Below are 7,579 nucleotides of genomic sequence, written 5' to 3'. Positions count from 1 at the left end.
CGTTGGTCAGGAAAGTCACGAGATTGGTCAATGATAAACGAAGTAAATTTGAATCCTGAGAAAAAAGAAGAAATGCGGGCGGCATAAAATTTAACTTGAGGCGACAACTAACTTGAAAAACTCCGGTAACGCGCCTATATGTGTTGTGCATAAATTAGTCACCGCCACCAGAGTCGCTGCTAGAAAAACCTCCATCACCCCCTCCGCCATAATGTGAAGAACCAAATAGAGCACCAAAAAGCCCAACTCCAGTTACGGAAGTAATTGTATTGTTCATTGACTCGCTAGATTCATTAACAGGTGTATTAGCTTTGAAAGTTGCAACATCACAATACATTAAATATGCATAATGAATATGCCTTTTATCAAAGCCCATTTCATCAATGGTTTTATCAACTTGACCTTTGGCATACGTTGCTGAACCGCCATACCTTTTAGCTAATGCGGGACGAAGTTTGTATTTATACTTTCGAATCGTTGAATTTTTACCAAACATTGTTGAAACTCCCTTTACGCCTAACGTCTTATTGAACACCATTTTGGTGGCTTATAACACCTCAAAACGGCCTATATTACATACTCTGATAATTCTATTAATAATTACCTTTGTAAACAAGTAATTAAAATAGCTAAAATCAAGGCTTGTTATTTTGCATCAAAACAGCAGTGAATAATGTTATCGGGCAAAATTAAAATATTTATGGCGGTGGGGCTAAATTTAACTTATACCAATATCTGCATACAGCTCACAACTGTCTATCAGATGAAATATAAACCGGTGTGTCAAAACTTTAAGATCAGGTAGGTGCTACTACAGTTAATAACCACCAGCTGATAAACATATTTATCAGCTGGCAATTATTATTTGTTTCTCATTCAAGAGCAGTAGCTACAATTTAACTAGTGCCCTATAACTTTAAATGAAATCGAACTTGGGTATTGCTCACTATGGTAAAGTTTATGTTGCGCTTTTACGAAATCTTCAGCCTTGGCTTTAAAGATATTATCAACATACTTTTGTGGGTTCATATCCATAAATGGAAACATGCTACTTTGAACTTGAATCTGTAACTTGTGCCCGCGTTTAATGGTATGTAAAACATCCAGTAATTCAAAATTAACTAAAGTGGGTTTATTTGCCTCAAATGGTTTGGGCTCACTCATGCTGTCTCTAAAACGACCACGAATAATGCCCCATCTAACTAATTCGTGGCGGTTACCTGTGGCTTCATCAACTTTGTTAGTGGATTCATCCATACCAGGAAATACATCAACTAGTTTTACTACAAAGTCCGCTGCACTTTGGCTGGTAGAAACATACAAGTTTAGATCTATAGCACCTGCAATAGTTTGATCTTCTTTAGCTACATCACTATTAAATACTAATACATCGGTACGTCGAGCTGTAAAACGCTGATCTTCAGCCATATAAGGTCGATCCCAACCTCGACTTGTATGTGCAGAGTGTGGCACGGGTTTATTAGGGTCGCTAATATAATCGCTCGAACCACCTTGCTTATCTGTTGAAGTTAATAATTGCTCGTTGTTACCAAGATAAAGCGTCACATCGCTCGTTTCTTTTGGCGGCCAAGTATCAAACTCACGCCATCTGTTGGCACCCGTTTCAAAAATCGTCGCTTTCGCTAAAGACGCTTCTTTAGTGCCTTTTAAATTATGCTTAAAAAATGGCAGTAATATATGCTCTTGGAACCACTCACTGGTATCAAAGCCAAAATTAGCTTCGCCCATTTTGTCGCCTTCTCCGCGATTCCACTGACCGTGATACCAAGGGCCCATAATGATATGTACATTATCTTTTTTATTGTGCTTAGACATTTTTTGATAGGTCGCTAATGGCCCATACAAGTCTTCAGTGTCATACCACCCACCGACAATTAGTGTCGCTGGCTTTACATTATCAAGATGTTGCAAAACATCACGCTTTTGCCAAAACTCATCATAATTAGGATGCTCAGTTAATTCATTCCAAAAAGGACGCTCGCCATTAAAATATTTTTTATTTACGTTTGAAAGCGGGCCTAATTTACGGAAAAATTCATAGCCATCGGGTGTTGTAGAATCCATTCCTTCAGGCCAATAAGCAAACTGACCTTCCCGTTGTTTATCAAAGGTATCGAAAAAGATAAATGCCATTGGTGTTGAAAAAGCTCCGTTGCGATGAAAGTCATCATAAAACCAGTTAGCAATAGGAGCCTGTGGTGAAATCGCTTTTAATGCTTTGTGACTATTAATTGCAGCCACCGACGTGTAGTAACCAGGATAAGAGGTACCCCACATGCCTACTTTGCCATTGTTGTTTGGGATATTTTTAACTAGCCAGTCAATGGTATCGTAAGTATCGGTTGCATCATCAACCGCTTTACCACCTTTGTCTCCGGCATCTTGAGGACGCATATTTACATAGCTACCCTCAGACATAAACTTACCGCGAACATCTTGAAAAACAAAAATAAACCCTTCTTCTTCAAAAATCTCACTGGGCCCTAACTTGGCTTTATACTTATCTACACCATAGGGAGCAACACGATACGGCGTGCGTTGCATCATGATTGGATATTTACTTGATTTATCATAAGGTACATAAACCGCTGTAAATAATTTAGTACCATCGCGCATTGGTATTTGGTACTCGTATTTAGCATAATGAGAGCGAATATATTCAGCTCTTTTATCTTCCTGCTTATTTTCTTCTGCTTGTATGAAGCTTGCAAAAATTAAACAGCAAAATAACCCTATAAATTTTGTCATTTTATTATTTTTCATAAAGTACCTTCATAGTTAGTTTAACTATGTTTTTATTGATGAATTTTCAATCTAAACTTACTATAGCCAAAAGTGTGATGCCATAACAACGCGCTAAAGTAGGCTAAATCAGCGATAAAAGCCGATAACCTCTGAAAAATAAAGCCTTTAAGCACTAGTGACTCTTTAATCAAACTAATTATTCAGTCGGTATTATTAAAACAGCTACTTTGCCCTCAGAACCTGCAAATAAAAAACGAGCATTACTGGCGCTTAATGTAAAATAACCGGTATTATCATATTTTGGATTAGCAAGTGGTTGCCACGTATTTCCTTGATCGTATGAAATGTCACTGCCTGTTTTACCCGTTGCAATGCAAGCGAATGCGTTACATGCCATCGCACTTCTTAGTCCACGGTCACCCGATTTAACATGTTTCCAACGATTTTTTATAACGTCATACCGTGCCATATTTGGATAGTTTTTGTCACGTTGCAGGTAATCACCACCAACAACAAATAAATCATCATCACTATTCAAAGCCAGACCATAACCACCAGCAGTATCCGCGCTACGATACAAAGGAACACTTTTCCTTAGCCAAAATAGTCCACCATCATTTGAGTGATAAACAGAAGCCGACTTTCCACCCGTTGTTAACCACGCTTGATTATCTTTTCCTACAATGAGTGTATTACCACTGGCGGCAAATGCGGACTCTGAAGGTATTAAGCTAGGTAAATTTACTTTATCGGTTCGTGTCCATGTTTTGCCGCCATCTTGTGTACGTTTAACTACATAATAACCATCGACAGGATCACCCATTAATAAACCATTGTCTTGATCCCAAAATGCAATTGAATCAAAAAAACCTGCCTGATCCTGATTCTGTAACAATAATTGCCAACTTTTACCTGCATCTGTTGTTTTATATAATGAAGACTGTTTACCTGAGCCAACACTCATTACAATCGCGGTTTGCGTATCAAACACCGCAATATCACGAAAGTCATTATTTATGCTGCTTTTAACACTGCGATCATGCCAATGTTTACCGCCATCTTGGCTCACCCATACACTATTATTGGTACCTGTGACCCACAACGATTGATCAAATATCGCCGAACCACGAAGTGAAGGCTTACCATCAATCAATGTATGCTGAAAGCCATCAACTTGCTGAGCAATAGCTAAGTGGCTAAACACAAAAAAAGTCAGTACACAGAACGCTGTTAAGCTATGAAACGCTGTTATTATCATTATGAATCACCGATACCAATTAGTTTATTTTATAGTAGTTAACATAAACGCAGAGTAAGTTAGTCATCCGTCCTTGTTAATCTTACTCCATCAACAACCATTGACCACTGCCCATCGCTAAAAAATGGTGGTTGCGAAACCTCAAAAGTTGTATTCATTATAAGCATATCAACTAAGAAATTATCGCCATCAAACTCATCAACGGATGATGAAATAGAAGTTCCACCTCGTTGATAGTCAAAAGTTCCATCTGGGAGTATTTCTAGATACATGCCAGGACCTTGCCAATAACCTATATAAGCAAACTTATCTGCGGGTATTGGCTTACTGCAAGCACTCAGTGCCAACATAATAAATAAAGTGATAACTATTTTTTTCATTCGTTTCATTGAGACTTCGCTAAATTAGGTAATTCAGTGTAGCAATAAACACCTCACACTTACTACTTGTGTATCGATAAATTAATACAAATCATAGTAATAGCGTATCCATTAGATTGATGAGTGACTTTATTGCACACTCAACCATAACGTGTCTATTTTACTACAAGCGTCACCGTAACATTCGCTAAAAAACCAAGTAATAAATGCTTAGTACTCAATACTTATCCGAATATAGTTAATAGTAGAAAGGCTTAACTACCCATTTACTACTTGGAAAATACATTTAGTTACTCTAGTATCAACTTGTCTAGGCTAACTATTTGCATTTAAATGAAATCATTTCCTTCGCTGTATTTTGCTAATCTATTTTTAATTATTGGCACCGGTTTACTCACCACCTATTTAGCCCTCTATTTAGGGAAAAATGGCATCTCGACCTTTTGGATCGGGTTAATGACCTCATGTTATTACATGGGTTTGTTGCTTGGCTCAAAGCTTGGTTATCACCTTATTAAATCGGTCGGCCATATTAGGACCTTTGCAGCCAGTACCGCCGCTGTTTTAGCGTGCGTTGCAGCACACGGCGTTAGCGATAATATTTATTTATGGTTAGCCCTGCGACTATTTGTAGGCCTTGGTATGATGTGTAACTACATGGTGCTCGAAAGCTGGCTCAACGAACAAGCTGCACCAGAGTCTCGCGGGCGAGTGTTTTCGTTTTATATGATCACCTCTTATCTGGGTATGATTTTAGGTCAATTTGCATTAGCCGAATTCCCAGAGCTTGGCTATGCACCACTATTTTTAGTGTGCATGGCGCTGGCAATTGGCATTATTCCTATTTCAATCACTCGTAGGATTCACCCCAAGCCATTAAAACCAATTCAAGTCAGTCTGTTTGACTACTTTAAAAAAGTACCGCAATCACTTACAGCTGTTCACTTTGCGGGTATTATAAATGGCAGCTTTTACGGCCTTGCACCAACATTTGCCAAGTCATCTGGGTTTAATTCGTCAGAAATTGCCATTTTTATGTCTGCAACTATTTTTGCAGGTCTGATCGCGCAATGGCCAATGGGGATATTGTCGGATAAAATACGTCGTAGCGTATTGATCCGCACCAATGCGGTTGCGATTGGTGTAGTTAGCTTGGCTTTATTTTTGCTACCTATTACGCAAACACTCGCCTTTGCACTCACTTTTATGTTTGGCTTGTTCGCCTTTACTTTATATCCATTATCCTCAGCCTTAGCTAATTCACGCGTTGAAGATGAAGAGCGCGTTGGCGTGTCATCTGCGTTATTAGTTGTTTTTGGAGCCGGTGCAGCACTTGGTTCAACTGCCAATGCACAAGTTATGACCTATTTTGGTCACCAAGCCCTTTATGCCTCCATCGCATTATTAACGGTGATAATGTACTTATTACTCACTTACATTAATTCGAAACAAAAAGTAGAACAACCAGAGTCGAGTGATTACGTTGTAGGCACATCAGACGTTACCAACTCGCCACTGGCTGCGACCATGGATCCTCGAATAGAAGAAACGACTGCCCACGAGCAAATGTTGGTGGTCGATGAAATTGATGATGAATATGAAGAAAACAATGCAGTCTTTGATACCGATGATCCACAGGGTGACCTGTTTAAAGACTTTCAAACGCAAAACGAAACAGCTGAACTAAAAGACTAGCGATTCATTTTCGATATTACAAAAGCAGGTAACAGCTTCAATTTACCTGCTTTAATTGAGCAGCTGATAATTTACACTCAGAAAGGTAGCCTATAAGATGACCTTTGTCATTGCCCGCATACGTTTTAAACTCCCCGCCTTTATGCTCCGCATTTTTATAAAAATGAATGTAGTATAAATTAAGCTCACTTCGGCTGGGCCCCCCAAGCTAAGTAAGTTAATAGCTGCCTTCAATCGCTTTTCCAAAATTAATGTAGCTTTTTAGGCCCACTACGAACAAGCTCTTTACCGTTTTCAAACACATCATCTGTAACCCAGCGGCCTAACAACAAGTTATAGTTATCATCAAGTACAGCTACAAACGGGCGACCATTGGTATTATTGGTCGCCAGTGCCACACCGGCTATATTTTTTAAGCCCAATCCACCATTATCAATCAGTAATAAAAAAGCTTCTAGCTCTGCGAGGGTGTCAATTACATCGTTATCATTAATCATACTGTTTACTCAGTTATAACTTAATGAGTGAAGGATAACAGTTTATGAAAATAGGCTCTAGGGGCTGATTAAACGTTAAAGGTGGGAGTTACGACCCAATACTCAACGTATTTATTTGCGCTTACTCGCTCTACATCAGATAGTAGCCTTTGCATTGAAACTATTAAAACTGCTTATATAGGAAAACCATGATCAAACGACTTTTAGCCGCAAGCTTAATCTTCTCTTCGGGTTCTGTTTTTAGCGCTAACCCAACGGTTGAAGAGCTGCGTATTAAGCAAGCCACAACCGCTATGCCACAAGTTTTAGATATATTTTCTGAGGATATCGCGCAATTTGAACAAAGCTGGAAAAGCCTAAAAAACTTTAAACAGGCAACTGACTTACTACATGATTACTCAACCCAACTCTGGCTCAACGCCAAACAACACATTACCGTCACTAAAAGCTACGATGACAGAGCACTTTACTGGGCTCGCCTACTTTCAAGTAAAATAATCCGTACAACAAAACCTGAATTTGCATTAACAACTGCCGAGCAAAGCACATTGTTAACAATGTTAGAAAATGGCAGTCGCGGTCGCACCGACCTAGCCTACTCTAAAAACACCACCAAAAAGATTTTACTAACAGGCTTTGATCCATTCTTACTGGATAGAAACATCAATCAAAGTAATCCATCCGGTGTGGCCGCATTATTACTCGACGGCCAAGTAATTACTTATCAAGGTATCAGTGCCGAAATAAATACTGTGATGGTGCCTGTTCGCTATGAAGACTTTGATCAAGGTATTATTGAAGAACTACTCGCCCCTTATTACGCTCTGAATAACGTGGATATGATAGTTACCGTTAGCATGCTAAAGTATCCCCAGAATTAGCCTTTATATATCAATGAACTAATAGTATTAAAAAATGTGGGAAGCGAGGGAACATTCATGGTGTTTTGTGATCTTATGAATCGCTTAAAAACAACAGAGCTA

At 38.9% G+C, this 7,579-nt stretch carries 6 protein-coding genes and 2 pseudogenes; 2 read left to right on the top strand and 6 right to left on the bottom strand.

Annotated elements, in window-relative coordinates; genetic code table 11:
- Nucleotides 1-154 precede the first annotated feature (154 nt).
- The 4 genes from H5187_RS22220 to H5187_RS22205 all read right to left on the bottom strand — a co-directional run bounded on the left by H5187_RS22220 (nt 155) and on the right by H5187_RS22205 (nt 4,413).
- Nucleotides 155-496 (bottom strand): DUF6559 family protein, encoded by a 342-nt coding sequence (locus tag H5187_RS22220; RefSeq protein ID WP_182719565.1) that lies wholly within the window; start codon nt 494-496, stop codon nt 155-157.
- Between the two features lie 404 nt (nt 497-900).
- Nucleotides 901-2,784, bottom strand: coding sequence for a CocE/NonD family hydrolase (locus H5187_RS22215; RefSeq protein WP_259398791.1), 1,884 nt, complete (start codon nt 2,782-2,784; stop codon nt 901-903).
- 178 nt (nt 2,785-2,962) lie between these two features.
- Nucleotides 2,963-4,024 (bottom strand): YCF48-related protein, encoded by a 1,062-nt coding sequence (locus tag H5187_RS22210; RefSeq protein WP_182740139.1) that lies wholly within the window; start codon nt 4,022-4,024, stop codon nt 2,963-2,965.
- Between the two features lie 59 nt (nt 4,025-4,083).
- On the bottom strand, nt 4,084-4,413 hold the full coding sequence (locus H5187_RS22205; protein WP_259400172.1) for a membrane lipoprotein lipid attachment site-containing protein: 330 nt from the start codon (nt 4,411-4,413) through the stop codon (nt 4,084-4,086).
- A gap of 324 nt (nt 4,414-4,737) precedes the next feature.
- Here H5187_RS22205 and H5187_RS22200 point away from each other — a divergent pair, with 324 nt between their 5' ends.
- The gene (locus H5187_RS22200) at nt 4,738-6,099 is read left to right on the top strand and encodes an MFS transporter (RefSeq protein ID WP_182740140.1); all 1,362 of its coding nucleotides are present in this window, start codon (nt 4,738-4,740) and stop codon (nt 6,097-6,099) included.
- Between the two features lie 37 nt (nt 6,100-6,136).
- Here H5187_RS22200 and H5187_RS22195 read toward each other — a convergent pair.
- Nucleotides 6,137-6,277 (bottom strand): annotated as a pseudogene (locus H5187_RS22195) (delta-class carbonic anhydrase); the annotation flags it as partial.
- A gap of 70 nt (nt 6,278-6,347) precedes the next feature.
- Entirely contained in the window at nt 6,348-6,596 is a 249-nt protein-coding gene (locus H5187_RS22190; protein WP_182740141.1) for a hypothetical protein, read from the bottom strand.
- Nucleotides 6,597-6,784: 188 nt separating this feature from the next.
- Here H5187_RS22190 and H5187_RS22185 point away from each other — a divergent pair.
- A pseudogene (locus H5187_RS22185) lies at nt 6,785-7,456 on the top strand (hypothetical protein); the annotation flags it as partial.
- Nucleotides 7,457-7,579: the final 123 nt, after the last annotated feature.

Origin of the sequence: Pseudoalteromonas sp. SG44-1, from assembly GCF_014164315.1 — a bacterium.
In the GTDB taxonomy this organism is placed as follows: domain Bacteria; phylum Pseudomonadota; class Gammaproteobacteria; order Enterobacterales; family Alteromonadaceae; genus Pseudoalteromonas; species Pseudoalteromonas rhizosphaerae.
Note: the sequence above shows the minus strand (reverse complement) of the source record. Positions and strands in the feature narration are given on the sequence as shown.

Excerpts from the sequence above, each read along its gene's own strand:
- H5187_RS22200 (WP_182740140.1), top strand. The coding sequence starts at position 4,738 with ATGAAATCATTTCCTTCGCTGTATTTTGCTAATCTATTTTTAATTATT.
- H5187_RS22210 (WP_182740139.1), bottom strand. The coding sequence starts at position 4,024 with ATGATAATAACAGCGTTTCATAGCTTAACAGCGTTCTGTGTACTGACT.
- H5187_RS22205 (WP_259400172.1), bottom strand. The coding sequence starts at position 4,413 with ATGAAACGAATGAAAAAAATAGTTATCACTTTATTTATTATGTTGGCA.
- H5187_RS22220 (WP_182719565.1), bottom strand. The coding sequence starts at position 496 with ATGTTTGGTAAAAATTCAACGATTCGAAAGTATAAATACAAACTTCGT.
- H5187_RS22215 (WP_259398791.1), bottom strand. The coding sequence starts at position 2,784 with ATGAAAAATAATAAAATGACAAAATTTATAGGGTTATTTTGCTGTTTA.
- H5187_RS22190 (WP_182740141.1), bottom strand. The coding sequence starts at position 6,596 with ATGATTAATGATAACGATGTAATTGACACCCTCGCAGAGCTAGAAGCT.